The 14820-nt window shown below is 72.5% G+C and carries 8 protein-coding genes; 5 read left to right on the forward strand and 3 right to left on the reverse strand.

What is annotated here, in order from left to right:
• Window positions 1–383 precede the first annotated feature (383 nt).
• Window positions 384–2480, forward strand: coding sequence for an asparagine synthase-related protein (locus ACFVT5_RS40375; protein ID WP_389898912.1), 2097 nt, complete (start codon window positions 384–386; stop codon window positions 2478–2480).
• Between the two features lie 78 nt (window positions 2481–2558).
• Window positions 2559–5855, forward strand: coding sequence for a BTAD domain-containing putative transcriptional regulator (locus ACFVT5_RS40380; RefSeq protein WP_389898914.1), 3297 nt, complete (start codon window positions 2559–2561; stop codon window positions 5853–5855).
• Here ACFVT5_RS40380 and ACFVT5_RS40385 read toward each other — a convergent pair.
• Window positions 5835–7910 (reverse strand): sigma-70 family RNA polymerase sigma factor, encoded by a 2076-nt coding sequence (locus tag ACFVT5_RS40385; protein WP_389898917.1) that lies wholly within the window; start codon window positions 7908–7910, stop codon window positions 5835–5837. The two genes, ACFVT5_RS40380 and ACFVT5_RS40385, sit on opposite strands and share 21 nt — an antisense overlap.
• 159 nt (window positions 7911–8069) lie before the next feature.
• Window positions 8070–8879 (reverse strand): TetR/AcrR family transcriptional regulator, encoded by an 810-nt coding sequence (locus ACFVT5_RS40390; protein WP_389898919.1) that lies wholly within the window; start codon window positions 8877–8879, stop codon window positions 8070–8072.
• Between the two features lie 380 nt (window positions 8880–9259).
• Between ACFVT5_RS40390 and ACFVT5_RS40395 the strand changes: the two genes are divergently transcribed.
• Window positions 9260–10672 (forward strand): NAD(P)/FAD-dependent oxidoreductase, encoded by a 1413-nt coding sequence (locus ACFVT5_RS40395; RefSeq protein ID WP_389898922.1) that lies wholly within the window; start codon window positions 9260–9262, stop codon window positions 10670–10672.
• A 137-nt stretch (window positions 10673–10809) separates the two neighbouring features.
• Window positions 10810–12471, forward strand: a complete 1662-nt coding sequence (locus ACFVT5_RS40400; protein ID WP_389898924.1) for a SpoIIE family protein phosphatase — start codon at window positions 10810–10812, stop codon at window positions 12469–12471.
• A gap of 43 nt (window positions 12472–12514) precedes the next feature.
• Here ACFVT5_RS40400 and ACFVT5_RS40405 read toward each other — a convergent pair whose 3' ends face one another.
• Window positions 12515–13801 carry an MFS transporter gene (locus ACFVT5_RS40405; protein ID WP_389898950.1) on the reverse strand — a complete coding sequence of 429 codons (1287 nt, stop codon included), beginning with the start codon at window positions 13799–13801 and terminating at the stop codon, window positions 12515–12517.
• Window positions 13802–13917: 116 nt separating this feature from the next.
• Here ACFVT5_RS40405 and ACFVT5_RS40410 point away from each other — a divergent pair, with 116 nt between their 5' ends.
• Complete coding sequence (locus ACFVT5_RS40410) at window positions 13918–14466, forward strand: MarR family winged helix-turn-helix transcriptional regulator (RefSeq protein WP_389898926.1); 549 nt, start codon at window positions 13918–13920, stop codon at window positions 14464–14466.
• Window positions 14467–14820 lie beyond the last annotated feature (354 nt).

The following is a 14820-nucleotide window of genomic DNA, read 5'->3' on the forward strand; positions in this document are numbered from 1 at the left end:
CCGGAACCCTCCCTGGCCAACCGCCGCCGAATTGGCTGAAACTCGCCCATGGGTTCCGGGGCGAATCCTGCCCGGAAGTCGTCCCCCGCGCGCGGGAACTACGTCATTTATCGGTCAACTACCGCTTGCCGTAAGGGAATCGGGCGAGGGTCTCCCGGAAGGTGTACGGGGTCGGAGTTGACGCGCGGGTTGACGTCCGGGTCGACGTTCAGTCGGCGTCCGGGTCGGTGTGCTGGTTGGCCTGCGGGTTGGCGTGGGGTTTGCCAGGGGCGCATGCGGGAGTGCATGAGCAACCCCGGAGCCCCTCCCGCGCGCCGCCTTCGTGGCAGCATGGTGCCGAGTTCGTGAAGTGCACTGGTTGTCCACAGGCTGTGGAGGCGACGATGCGGTGGTTGGTGGGGTGGAGCAGTACCACCGCGGGGCACGCCCACGCGGGCTCCGCCGGTGCCACCGGACCGGACGGCGAGACCCTGCACCCCGTCGGCTCCCAACTCCTGTGGGGCGACCCGGATCCCCTGTGGGCGGTCGGCGACTGGCGCCCCGACGAGGTCCGCGTCGTCAAGGCCGACGCCCAGACCCGTATCGCCGTACTCGGCACCTGCGCCGCCACCGACGAACAGTTGCGCGTAGCCCTGTTCGCCGCGCGCGGGGGCGCACTGCGTCACCTCACCGCCTGGGCGGGCAGCTACACGGCCGTCGTCCAGGTCGGCCGCCGCGTCATGATCGCGGGCGACCTCGCGGGCGCGCGCCCCGTCTTCCACACCCCCTGGGCGGGCGGCACGGCCTACGCCACCGCCGCCCTGCCCCTCGCCGACCTCATCGAGGCACACCTCGACATCGGCCACCTCGCGGCCCTGCTCGCCGCGCCCGACGTCCCCGAGGCCCTGCACGACTCGACGCCCTACCTCGGCGTCCACCGCATCCCGCCGGGCCACGCGCTCATCCTGCGCGCCGGCGCCCGCGAGATCGCCGGCTACGAGCCCGTGGCATCCCTCGCCGTCGCCGCGCCCGCCGCCGACGCGACCAGCGCCGTGGACGGCGTCCGGGACGCCCTCGTGGAGGCCGTACGGGCCCGCCTGGCGGCCCCCCGGCACGTCCCCGGCAATGACATCGACCCCGGGCCCGTACCCGGCATGGGACCCGCCGAGCGGCGCGCCGCGCGCGGTATGCCGGTACCCGGCATCGGCGCCGACCTGTCCGGCGGCCCCGCCTCCGGCACCCTCGCGCTCCTCGCCGCCGGACTGCCCGGCATGCCCGGGACCCTGCTCGGCCACGGCACCGGCGCCGGCGAACGCCTGCTCGCCGTCACCTTCAACGACCTCGCCGTCGGCGGCCGGGAAGCCGAGATCCAGCGCGCGGGGACCATCGCCGCCAACCCGCGCCTGCACCATGTCGTCGTCGCGGTCGGCGAGGAGGCCCTCCCGTACGCCGAACTCGACGGCCCTCTGACAGACGAACCGGGACCTTCCCTGGTCATCGCCGCACGCCACCGCGCGCGGCTCGCGTCGGGCAGCGCCGACCACTTCACCGGATACGGCGCACGGCAGGTGCTCGACGCGCACCCCGCGCGCCTCGCCGACCTCCTCATGGACCGCAAACGGCGCCATCTGCTGCGACCCGTCGCCGCACTCTCCAAGGCCGACGACTCCGTCTCGATGATGGTCCCCGCGCGCGTGTACGGTGCCGCCCGCCGACTCGCCCGTACGCCGTACCGCGCGGGCGTCGACGGCCTGGCCGACCTGCTCCTGCGCCGCCGCTTCGACGAGCCGGGCGGCGCCGTCGGGGCCTCCCTCGCGGCGCTCACCTGGGCGAGACCCGGGCCCGCCGCGCGCTGGCTGACCGGTGAGGCGCTCGCTGAAGTATCGGTTCGCCTCCAGAACGCCACCACCCGCCCGGGACCGGGGCCCGGTCAGCGTCCCGGTGACTTCCGCGCGCGTGCCGCTCTCGCCCGGCACGCGGCCGACCTGCGGGTCCTGGAGCAGGCCGCCGAGGTCCGCTTCCAGCGGCTGCACGCGCCGTTCCTGGACAACCAGGTCGTCCGGGCCTGCCGTGCGCTCCCCGAAGCACTACGCGTACGGCCCGGCGCACGCGCCGACATCCTGCGCGCCGTCCTGGAGGGCGCCGGCGTCGCCGACCTGCCGGACGGCTGGGGCGCCCCGTCACACGCCACGAACGCCGCCGCGGCGCGTACGGGCCTTCGCGTCGCCGTCACGGACTTGATCACCCTCTTCGACACGCCCCTGCTCGCCGACGCGGGCCTGGTCGAGGCGCGCGTCGTCCGCAAGGCGCTCCGCGCGGCGGCGGACGGCGAACCACTGCCCCTGGACGGCCTCGCCGACCTGGTCTCCCTGGAACTCTGGCTCCGCCGCCTGCTCTCCCGCCGAGGCACCTGCTGGACCGGCACCCCGGCCCGCCAACGAGCAGTCCCGACAGGTTCGGTGATCCCCCAACGGGGAGCCTTGGGCACCGCGGCCCACTGACACCAACACAACCCCATTTACGGGTACGCGGATGGAAACCCGAGCGCAAGAAGCCCAAGGTCCAGCCAGAATGACCGGGTGCGGTACAAAATCCTGGGCACCACGGAGGCAACAACAGACGAGGGCACCCCGCTGAGGCTGGGCGGCCCCCGCCTCCGCGCACTCCTCACCACCCTCACCCTCCACCCCAACCGCACAGTCCCCACCCCCACCCTCATCACAGAGATCTGGCCAACCGACACCCCACGCTCACCGGCGGAGCCACCCGCACCGGCAGACCCCCCGGCAGCCCTACAGGCCCTGATCGCCCGCCTCCGCCGCACCCTCGGCAAGGACGCCATCACCTCGGAACCCGGCGGCTACCGCCTCACGGCCGGCCCTTCGGACATCGACCTGTTCGTTTTCGACACCCTCGCGCGCGAGGGCATCACCGCCCTGAACGCGGGCGACCCGGCAACAGCGGCCCGTACCCTGCGCGAGGCCCTGTCCCTGTGGCGCGGCCCGGCCCTGGCCGACCTCCCGGACCGCACGGCCGCGACCCGCCCCGAGGCACAACGGGCGGAGGCGACCCGAGCCCGTATCGACGCGGATCTGCGACTCGGCCGCGCCGCCGACCTCGTACCGGAGTTGAGGGAACTCACCGACGTCAACCCGTACGACGAGCCCCTGCACGCCCTGCTCATCCGCGCCCTGCGGGCCACCGGCAGGACCGCCGACGCCCTGACCGCGTACGAGCACGTCCGCCGCACCTTCGCCGATGGACTGGGCACCGACCCGGGTCCGGAACTCCAGGCGCTGTACGCGGAGTTGCTGAACCCGAACGCCGGCGAGGAGCGGGCGGAACCGGCCCGGCGGCCTGAACCCGGACGGCCCGATCCCGGGCGCCCCGAACCCGGTGAGCGGAATGGGAACATCCGCCCCCGTTTGACATCTTTCGTCGGACGGGAACCTGAACTCGACGCGATCCGTTCGGACATACAGAGAGCGCGCCTGGTCACCCTCACCGGACCGGGCGGCTCGGGCAAGACCCGCCTCGCCGAGGAAGCCGCCGCCGGGCATCCGCAGGCATGGCTGGCCGAGCTGGCCCCGCTCGACCGGCCCGAGGCGGTCCCCGGCGCCGTGGTCAGTGCCCTCGGTCTGCGCGAGACCGTGCTGATGACCAGCGAGCTGACGGTGCCGCAGGACGACCCGGTCGCCCTGCTCGTCGAGTACTGCGCCCCGCGCAGTCTGCTCCTGCTCCTTGACAACTGCGAACATGTCATCGGCGCCGCCGCCGAGTTGGCCGAGACCCTCCTCACCCGCTGCCCGGGTCTCACCGTCCTCGCCACCAGCCGCGAGCCGCTCGGCGTCCCCGGCGAGTCGGTCCGCCCGGTGGAACCCCTGCCACCGGACCCGGCGCACCGCCTGTTCACCGAGCGCGCCCAGGCGGTCAGCCCCGGCTTCGACCTCACCCGCGAGGCGGACGCCGTCGCCGAGATCTGCCGCCGCCTCGACGGCCTGCCGCTGGCCATCGAGCTGGCAGCCGCGCGCCTGCGGCTGCTCACACCCCGGCAGATCGCCGACCGCCTGGACGACCGCTTCCGGCTGCTGACCGGCGGCAGCCGCACCGCGCTGCCCCGCCAGCAGACCCTGCGCGCGGTGGTCGACTGGTCCTGGGACCTCCTGGACGACCGGGAGCGCGGGGTGTTGTGCCAGGCGTCCGTCTTCGCGGGCGGCTGGGACATCGGCGCCGCCGAGTCCGTCTGCGGCCCGTCCGCCGCCGACCTGATCGGCGCCCTCGTGGACAAGTCCCTGGTCGTGGCAACCCCCGGCGACCCGGCAGCGGGCGACGGCATGCGGTACCGCATGCTCGAAACCATCCACGAGTACGCGACCGAGCGCGCCGCCGAAGCCCCCGAGCTGCTCGCCGCCGCCGAGCAACGGCACTCCGCATGGGTCCGCGCCCTGGTCGAGGAGGCCGAGCCCCTCCTGCGCTCGGCCGCCCAACTGCCGTGGATCCGCCGCCTGGAGACGGAGATGGACAACATCAGGGCGGCCCTCGACCGCGCCCTGACCGCGCGCGACGAGGAACAGGCCGCCGCCCTCGCCCTCGCCACCGGCTGGTTCTGGTGGCTGCGCAACTACCGCAGGGAGGGCATCGAATGGACCGATGCGATCCTCGGCCTGAACGCGGACCATTCGGACCTGAGGGACGAGGCCGAGAGCGCGCCGACCTTCTGGCCGCGGATGAATGTGCTGCTGCTGCACCTCTTCCTGCTGTCGGAGACGGTGGCGATGGACGCCTACGGTGACGACGAGGGGAAGGCACGCGCGACCATCGCGCGCGTGGGGCAGGTCTTCTCCCGGCCGGGACCGGCCGGGGCCAGGTTCCCGGGACTGGTGTGGCCGTTCGCGGCGCTCTACCTCGACGCCCCGGGCGAGGTCCGGCCCCTCTTGGACGTCGCGGTGGACAACTGCCGTAGGTACGGCGGTGACTGGGAGGTCGGCGTCACACTGATGTTCCGTACACATGTGGCCGTCGACTCACCCGGCGGACTGCACGGTGTGGACGACGACCTGGCCGAGCTGCGGATGCTCAGCCGCCGCTGCGGCGACCGGTGGATGCGCGCCCAGGTGGCCAGTGCGGCAGGCGAGGCGGCGATGGCACGCGGACGTTTCGACGACGCCAAGGAGGAGTACGAGGAGGCGCTGCGCCTCGCGTACGAGGTGGGGGCGTATGCCGAGGCCCCGTTCCTGATCGCCAGGATCGCGGAGATCGCCTACCGCGTAGGAGACCGGCCGACCGCGGCCAAGGCGCTGGAGGAAGCGAGCACGATCGCGGATCGTTACGGCGTGATGGACGCCCGCGCGTTCGTGTACATGATGCGTGCCCGCATCGCCCTGGACGGGGGAGAGGTGGCCGGTGCGCGGGAGTTGGTCGACGCCGCCCATCAGGAGGCCCGGCGCGGCACACCGCCCCCGCAGTTCGACGCCGGGCTTGCCGGCATCGAGGCCAGGGTGACGGCGGCCGAGTCGGGGCCGCGGGCGGCGCTGCCGTTGCTGACGGCCGGGTTGAAGGAGGCGGTGAACGGTGGGTGCTCGGAGCTGGTGACGGCGACGATGGTGGACTTCGGGGCCCTCTTGCTCGGCGGGCTCGGCGACCATCCGCGCGCGGTACGTCTGCTGGCGGCGGCGGAGACACTGCGCGGTGACCTCCCGAACCCCCAGCCGGAGCGCGCGGAGGCGGAATCGGTGGCACGCGACGCGCGGGCGGCACTCGGTACCGCGCGCTACACGGAGGAGCACACGGCGGGCGTCCCCCTCGGCGTGGACGACGTGCTCACGGAACTCACCGAGTCCCTGTCCGAGCAGCCGTCAGCGGCAGGTGAACCGTGAGTTCGCCCAGTCCGCCAGGGCCACCGTGTCGAAGGGCGTGTGCGGCTCCACGACCAGGCGGATCGTCTTGCGGCCCGTGAGGTCCACATGGACGGGCACCCCGGGGTCGCCGCCCTTGATGAGCGGCGATGTCCACAGGGGAGTCTCGTCGCCGAACACGGAGAACCGCACCTGGCCGAGCCCCATCGTCATGTCGTCGATCCCGACGACCGCGTCATAGGCGGTGCACTCGCGGTTGAGGTCGATGGTGACAGAGGAGCGGCCGTGGACGGTCACGCCGTTCGCGTACCGTTCGCCGCCGATCGTCAGGCCCTGGCGCTGCCACACCCAACTGCTCTCGGCGAGCCGCATCTCGGGCTCGCTGCCGTCACCGACGACGCCGTACCGCAGTTCGCTCCACTGGTAGACGGCCGGGGCCGGCGGGGGCGTGGGCTTCGGCGGGGTCGGTGTCGGGGTCGGGGTGGGGCTGGGCCTGCTCGGGGTCGGCGTCGGCTCGGGTGTCGGACTGGGGCTGGGGGTCGGCTTGGGCGTCGGGCTCGGCTTCGGCACGGGCTCGGCCGCCGGCACCGGGGGCGGCGGCTTCGGCTCGGGTGAGGGCGGCGTCGGCTCGGGCGGCGCCTCCGGGTGCGACACCGGCGGCTTGGCCTCGGGCTTGTCGGGCGGCGTCGCGTCGTTGCCGGTGAGGGCCAGCGCCACCGCGACGGCCGCCGCCACGACGAGCGCGGCACCGATACCGGCCTTCACGGGCGCCCCGACCCCCTCGGAGGCCGCCGCACCCGCACCCGCACCACCGGACCCGCCGCTCGCGGCACCACCGCTCGCCGCCGCCGCGGCGCCCGCCGCACCGGCCGCGCCCGCACCCGCGGCACCGCCCCCGACGAGCGCGGCGACCTTCGCGTACCCGGCGGCACCGAACCAACCGATGACCGCGATCGGCACGACACCGGGGATACCGCTGGCGACTTCCTTGATCTGACCGGCCGCGAGCCGGCACTTGGCGCACTCCTCCAAGTGCTTGCGCAGACCGCGTTCGGCACGGGTGCGCAGCCCACCGCGCGCATAGGCACCGAGCCGGTCCGCGTAGCTGGCGCACTCCTCGCTCTCGGTGAGGGTGGTGCTGACATGGGCCTGGAGATACGCCTGCTTGAGGCCCTCGCGGGCGCGACTGGCCAGCACCCGGGTGCCGTTGGCATCGAGGCCGAAGAGCGTGGCGACCTCGCTCGGCGACTCGTCCTCGACCTCGGTGTGCCACAGGACGGCCTGCCACCGCTCAGGGAGGCTGCGGAACGCCTGCATGGCCATCGACTGCTCGGCCTCGTGCATGGCACGCACATCGGCGCCCAGATCGAGGGTGTCGTCGTCGGAGACCTCGGCGCCCCGGGCGGCCTGCGCGGCGAACACCGCGAAGTCGTCGACCAGGTGCTCCCGCCTGGCGGACTTCGTCCAGTTCGCGGCCACGCGCCGTACCGTGGTCAGCAGATAGGCGCGTACCGCGTGCTCGGGTCCCGAACCGCCGCGTACGGCCTGGAGCATGCGGGCGAAGACCTCGGCGGTGAGGTCGTCGGCGGTGTGCGCGTCACGGCAGCAGGTCCGTGCGTAGCGCCGGACGGCTTCCGCGTGCCGGCGGTACAACTCCTCGTACGCGGAGTCCTCGCCGGAGCGCATCCGACTGATCAACTCGGTGTCGGCGGGCGGCACATCACCGGTGCCCGGCGGCGCCGGTTCCACCTCGTCGGCGCCGAACACGGTCCGCTCACCGCGCCCCAGACCCGCGGGCTCCCGCTGCGGCGGCACGGCCTCGGCGGACGCCTCGGCCCGGTCACCGGCAGCGGACCCCGCGACACCCACCGCACCCGCACCACTGGACAGGCCGGACCCGCCGGACGGCCCCGATGGACCAGGCACGCCGGACGGACCAGGCGCGCCGGACGGGCCGGGCAGGCCGGACGAGGCGGACCCGCTCGGCCCGCCCTGGCTCGGCACCTGCCGGGGTGGCAGCCCGCCGGACTCACCGGCGCCGCCACCCTGTGGCTCGTCCCGCCCGTCAACGCTCATCGCGGAAAGCCCCCGCCCGCACACTCAGACCCGACACGCGGGACACAGTGCCACACGGCCCCCCGGCACCGAGCGGTCATGCGCATCTACCACTCATCCGAGGCGACTTACCGCACCTCAGCGCCAAGGGTCACCCGGACGGGTCACCCATCACCCTCCCTACGGACGCGACCGCAGCCCCTCCAACAGGATGTCGAGGAGCCGGGCCGACGCAGCCGCCTGCTGGGCCGCGTCCGGAAGCGACGGCGCCGCGGTGGCTATCACCAGCAGTACGTCCGACACGGTCACGTCAGGCCGCAGCTCACCTGCCCCCCGCGCCCGGTCCACGAGCCGCCCGACGACTTCGAGCAGGGCGTCCGCGCCCGAGTCGCCGAGATCCGTCGTCCCGTCCGCAGGAGCCGACCGCTGTTCGACCAGCCGTACGTCCGCCGAGGACGGCGCGGAGTCCGCATCGGCCGCGGCCCGCTGCTGAGGCACCCGCGTCTCGTCCCGCACGGTCTCGTCCCGGAATTCGCCCCGGACCTGGTCCCGGGGCTCGTCGTCGACGCTCACACGCAGTACGTGCGGCGGCAGCAGCCGGCCCGCGCCGGACGCCACCGATGTCCGCAGGAAGCGCGACAGCGCCGACCACGGCTCGTCCTCCTGCCCGAGAGCGGCACGCGCCTGGTCGGTCAGCCGGGACGTCTCCTCCTCGGCGATCCTCCGAACCAGGACGTCCTTGCTCGGGAAACGGCGGTAGACCGTACCGACGCCGACGCGCGCGCGGCGGGCGACGTCCTCCATCGGCGCGCCGTACCCCAGCTCGCCGAAGACCTCGCGGGCCGCGCGCAGGACATGTTCAAGGTTGCGCTGGGCATCCACGCGCAGCGGGGCCGTCCGTCCACCGTCGGCCCCGCGGCCATTCCCGCCGGCGGGCACGCCGGTGGTCATGGCAGACGCTGTTGTCCAATGTTGGTCCTGAATGTGCATTCGATCCCCCGGTAATGACGTCTCCCCCCGGAGACTCTCCCTGCCGATCGGCAGCCGGAGCATGGGGAACGAGCGCTGAGTCACGGGCCCCCCGTCGAACGGGCCCGCCGAGCGCGTCCCCCGACACCCCGACGACACACGAACATAGTTGAGCGGGGGTCAATTCAGAAGGGGCACGTTCCGGGCGCGCCGATGCCCGATCGGAGTACGCACCGGTTCCGCCCCGATTGCCCCCCTGTGCCGACCCCGGCTCCCACCCCCTGACCTGCGGGTTTCCCCGAAGCGCCGTCGACGCGCCCCCTGCGGCCCGGGGCCCGCTTCCGGTCACACAATTTGCCGAGCCTGTGGACAAACTCCGAACATCGTTGCGTCATGGGGAGGTGAAGGCTGCCAATTCTCCGGGGACGCCCCCGGGCCCGACGCCGGCCAAACGCGTTCTCGTGATCGGCGGAGGGTACGTCGGGATGTACACCGCGCTGCGCCTCCAGCGGAAGCTGAAACACGAGCTGCGCCGCGGCGAGGTCGAGATCGTGGTGGTCACGCCCGATCCCTATATGACCTACCAACCGTTCCTCCCGGAGGCGGCGGCCGGATCGATCTCACCACGGCATGTCGTCGTCCCGCTGCGCCGCGTACTCGACCAGTGCCGGATCGTCATCGGCGAGGCCCGCTCCGTGCGGCACGCCAAGCGGACGGCGACCGTGACGACCCTCGCCACCGAGGAGGAGCACACCGGCGCCGCGGAGATCACGTACGACGAACTCGTCATCGCGCCCGGTTCCGTCTCGCGGACCCTGCCCGTGCCCGGTCTCGCGGAACACGGCATCGGTTTCAAGACGGTCGAAGAGGCCATCGGACTGCGCAACCACGTCATCGAACAGATGGACATCGCGTCCTCCACGCGCGACCCGTCGATCCGTGACGCGGCCCTCACCTTCGTCTTCGTCGGCGGCGGCTACGCGGGCGTGGAGGCGCTCGGCGAGCTGGAGGACATGGCCCGCTACACCGCGCGGTACTACCACAACGTCACGCCCGACGACATGAAATGGATACTCGTCGAGGCATCGGACCGCATCCTCCCCGAGGTGGGCGCGGAGATGGGCACGTACACGGTCAGCAGGCTGCGCAAGCGCAACATCGACGTCCGCCTGGGCACCCGGCTCGACAGCTGCGAGGACCGGATCGCGGTCCTCAGCGACGGCTCACGGTTCCCCACCCGCACCCTGGTGTGGACGGCCGGTGTGAAACCGCACCCCCTGCTCGCCGCGACAGACCTCCCACTGAACGAACGAGGGCGGCTGAAATGCACCGCCCAACTGACCGTGGAAGGGGTGTCCCACGCGTGGGGTGCCGGTGACGCGGCGGCGGTGCCCGATGTGACGGCCGGCGAACCCGGCAAGGAGACCGCGCCCAACGCCCAGCACGCGCTGCGCCAGGCGAAGGTGCTCGGCGACAACATCGCCGCGTCCCTGCACGGCCGCCCCCTGGAGACCTACGCGCACCGCTATGTCGGCTCCGTCGCGTCCCTCGGCCTCCACAAAGGCGTCGCCTATGTCTACGGGCGGAAGCTGAAGGGCTACCCTGCCTGGTTCATGCACCGCGTCTACCACCTGAGCCGGGTGCCGACCTTCAACCGCAAGGCGCGCGTTCTCGCCGAATGGACGCTCGCCGGCCTCTTCAAACGAGAGATCGTCTCCCTGGGGTCACTCGAACATCCCCGAGCGGAGTTCGAACTCGCGGCCGGGGGAAAGACCCCTCAGGATCCGAATCAGAACCCGAAGGGGTCGTCCTGACCGGAGTCAGGAACTCCGGCGGCATCGCCAACGTCTGACGGATGTCGGTCCTGTCGGCCAGACTGGCTCCTGCGACCCTGGCTCCTGCGACCATGGGCGGCCCCGCCCGCCCCTCGACCTCACGAGGCTTCTACCCAGTGAACTTCACGCGCTGGAGCGCCCGGCTCCCCGGAACGCAGCGCCGCGCCGCCGCCCGGTCCGAACACAGCGCCTCCCCGGCACCGCCAGTCGACGGCTCCGTGCCCGCCGCCCGCGTCGAACACCTGACAGGACCCGCGGGCCTCGCGTCCGCCGTCGAGGACCTTCCGGTACGCGAGGTCCTCGACCGCATCCCCGCGCTCGTCGCACTCGTCCAGGGCCCGGACCACCGCATCGCCTACGTCAACGACGCCTATACGACGGCGTTCGGCGCCCGCCCCACCGGCGAGCCCGCGCACGAGGCCCTGCCCGAACTGGACGCGCTCGGCCTGCTGCCCCTGCTCGACCAGGTCCTGCGCAGCTCCAAGCCCCGTACGGTCAAGTCACGCAAGGCACCCGACGGCCGCTCATACACCTTCACGTGCACACCCGTCGACGCGCTCGGCGCCCCCGGCGACGACCGCCCCAAAGGCGGCGTCCTGATCTTCGCCGCCGATGTCACCGACCACGCGGAGGCCGCCGCCCGGCTGCGCGCGAGCGAGCGCAGCCAGCGCGAGACCGCCGTCACCCTCCAACGCTCCCTGCTGCCCCAGGAGCTGGAGCAGCCCGACGACCTGCGCATCGCCGCCACCTACCACCCGGGCGGCACGGAGGCCGCGGTCGGCGGCGACTGGTACGACGTGATCACCCTCGGCGGCGGACGCACCGCCCTCGTCATCGGCGACGTCATGGGCCGAGGCGTCCGCGCGGCGGCCGTCATGGGCCAACTCCGCACGGCGGTCCGGGCGTACGCACGCCTGGACCTGCCCCCGCACGAGGTGCTGCAACTCCTCGACGGCCTCGCCACCGAGATCGACGCCAACCAGATCGCCACCTGCGCGTACGCCGTCCACGACCCCAACGAGGGCCGTCTGGTGTACGCGTCGGCGGGCCATCTGCCGATCCTCGTACGGGACGAGAACGGCATCGTGCACCGCGCCGAGGAACCCACCGGGCCGCCGCTCGGCACCGGCGGCTGGCTGCACGCGTCCGGCTCGATCCCGCTCGGCCCCGGCTCGACCGCCGTGCTCTACACCGACGGGCTCGTCGAGCGGCGCGGCGAGGACATCGACGTCGGCGTCGCCGCGCTCGAAGAAGCACTCGCGGGCGCCACCGGCACCCCGGCGGTCATCTGCGACCGGCTGGTGCGCAGCGCGGGCGTCACCGCCGACCACGACGACGACGTCGCCGTGCTCGTCCTCCAGCACCCCGCCCGCACCGGCCCCGGCGGCGAACTCTTCCGCAATGCCGCGCTCGAACTCCTCGGCGGTATCGAGGCGACCCCGCGCGCGCGTGCCTTCGCCTCCGGCGTCCTCACGAGCTGGCGCTTCGGCCCCGAACTGCACGACCTGGGCGTCCTCGCCGCCAGCGAACTCGTCGCCAACTCCCTCCAGCACGGCACCCCGCCGATGCGACTGCGACTGCGCCGCACCGACCGCCGCCTGATCATCGAGGTCACTGACGGCGACGACCACCTGCCGCGCCGCCGCCGAGCGGAGCCCGCCGACGAGGCGGGACGCGGCATCGCCATAGTCGCCACCATCGCCTCCGGCTGGGGCTCCCGCCGCACCCCGGGCGGAGGCAAGGCCGTGTGGTGCGAATTCGCCCTGCCGGCCACCTGACCGGACCAGCCCGGCGGCGGCGTCCGGTCCGAAGAGCCCCGGCTCAGGCGTTCGTGGACGCGGTCTCCGGCAGGCTCTGCGCTATGACCCGGGTCTTCGCGAGCGACGGCTGATCCTGCACCGGTGTGAGCCGGCGCCCCAGCCGCAGCGCCAGCGCCGTGATCCCCAGCGAGAACAGCAGGAACGTCACGATGTACGGGGCGTGCAGCGACGCCCCCATCGGGCCGCCCACCGCAGGACCGACCGCGAGGGCGAGCTGCTTCACCAGGGCGAAGGCCGAGTTGTACTGACCGACCATCCCGCCCGGCGCGAGATCCGCGACCAGCGGCGCGACGGTCGGCGCCAGCATCGACTCACCGAGCCCGAACAGCGCGTAGGTCGAGATGAACGCGGCCGTCGCCATGGCCTGGCTGCCGTGCCCCAGCCCCGCGAATCCGGCGGCGGCCCACGCCACGGCCCAGATCAGTCCCACGGCGGCGATCACGCGTGAGCGCCTGCGGTACTCCACGAACCGCAGCACGGCGAACTGCGCGATGACGATCACCGCGGTGTTCGCGGCGAGCGCGATGCCCAGCGTGGACGGCGATATCCCCGCCGCCTCCATGCCGTACGCCGACAGGCCCGACTCGAACTGGCCGTAGCACGCGAAGAACAGCACGAAGCCCAGCACACACAGCTGCACCATCGCCCGGTGCCGCAGCAGCGCCCGCAGTCCGCCGCCCGTGCCCATACCGTCCACGCCGTTCTTGGGGCGGGCGTCGGGGATCGACGGCGCGTGCGGCATCCGCGTGGTGGCGGCGATGCCGGCCAGCACCAGGAACATCGCGGCCTCGATCGAGAACAGCAAGGTGAAGCTGCCCGGCCGGTGCTCGTCGACCAACTGGCCGCCGATGAGCCCGCCTATGCCCAGGCCCAGGTTCTGGAGGAAGAACTGGGTAGCGAACGCGCGCGTGCGGGTCGCGGTGCCGGAGCACCACACGATCATCGTCGCGAGGGCCGGCTGCATGACGGCCGTCCCCGCGCCGAGCACCGCCGCCGACAGGATCGCCACCGGCTCACTCGTGGCCAGCCCGAGCGACAGCGCGCCGACGGACGCCACCAGGGCGCCCCCGACCAGCACGGGAAGCGGCCCGCGCCGGTCGATGACACGGCCGATGAAGGGCAGGACGACCAGCGCGGCCATGGCGAAGGCGGCGAGCACGATGCCCGCCGCGGCCGACCCCAGGCCCCGCACCTGTGCCACATAGACATAGAGGAACGGAACCGTGAAGCCGATACCGAACGCGCTCAGCGCGCTTCCCGCCTGGATCCGGCGCATCGCCGCGCCCATCGCCCTGGTCACTTTCACCTGCCCTTAGATGTGAAGACTTCGAAGCTAAAGTTAGGGTCTAAACAATACACACAGAAGGACTTCGATGCCAAGTGACTCCGTGCCATACTCACCGCATGGGTGACACCCCCGGCGCCAGTGAGCCGTCCCTCGACGAACAGATCGCCGCCTACCAGCGCGAGTTCCAGGACCTGGACCCCCAGGTCGAGAAGATCGTGTCGGCCCTCGGCCGCCTCAACCGCCGCATGAACGTCGCTTACGGCCGCCAGACCGCCAACCTCGGACTCAGCAACGCCGAGTGGGAGGTCCTCAAGGCCCTGGTCCTCGCCGGAGCCCCCTACCAACTGGGTCCCGGCGAGCTGGCCAAGCGACTCGGACTCACCCCCGCCGCCATGACCCACCGCATCGACCGCATGGTCGGCGACGGCCTGGTCACGCGCGAGCGCGACGAGACCAACCGGGTACGCGTGATCATCGAGCTGACCGACGAGGGCCGGCAGAAGTGGCTGGACGCCATGCAGCTCGCGACGGTCTTCGAGGAGGACCTGCTCCAGGACCTCTCCGCGGCGGAGCGAGCCGTGCTCGGTGAAGTGCTGACCCGACTGCTGCGCCGCGTGGAGCACGCCCAGCCGGACGCCGGCGGTCGACTCAGCGACCTGGACTGACGCCGTCCCGGTGCGAGGATCGGGGACGGTTGACATCCCCCGTACCGATCCGTAAAGTTCTCCGGGTTGCCACGGGGCCGTAACGGTTGTGCGGCAGCACCTCCCGTCGCAGTAGCGGCAACCAAACTCTCAGCACGACCCCCAACGGGAATGAATTCGGCATGTCCGAATTGAATTTCGAGAGACCCGATTATGAGTCTCCGGGAAGACCCGCTAGAGTTTGATCCGTCGGAACGGCCCGCAAGGCCGGAAAGACAACGCAGGTCCCGCCGACCGGGAATCGGAGCCGAAAGGGTCTGATAGAGTCGGAAACACCGAAGGGAAGCCCGGAGGAAAGCCCGAGAGGGTGAGTAC

The sequence above is a fragment of the Streptomyces sp. NPDC058001 genome (genome assembly GCF_042886315.1).
GTDB lineage: Bacteria > Actinomycetota > Actinomycetes > Streptomycetales > Streptomycetaceae > Streptomyces.

Coding starts and splice junctions, on each gene's coding strand:
- ACFVT5_RS40375 (WP_389898912.1), top strand. CDS start 384: ATGCGGTGGTTGGTGGGGTGGAGCAGTACCACCGCGGGGCACGCCCAC.
- ACFVT5_RS40385 (WP_389898917.1), bottom strand. CDS start 7,910: ATGAGCGTTGACGGGCGGGACGAGCCACAGGGTGGCGGCGCCGGTGAG.
- ACFVT5_RS40390 (WP_389898919.1), bottom strand. CDS start 8,879: ATGCACATTCAGGACCAACATTGGACAACAGCGTCTGCCATGACCACC.
- ACFVT5_RS40405 (WP_389898950.1), bottom strand. CDS start 13,801: ATGGGCGCGGCGATGCGCCGGATCCAGGCGGGAAGCGCGCTGAGCGCG.
- ACFVT5_RS40410 (WP_389898926.1), top strand. CDS start 13,918: ATGGGTGACACCCCCGGCGCCAGTGAGCCGTCCCTCGACGAACAGATC.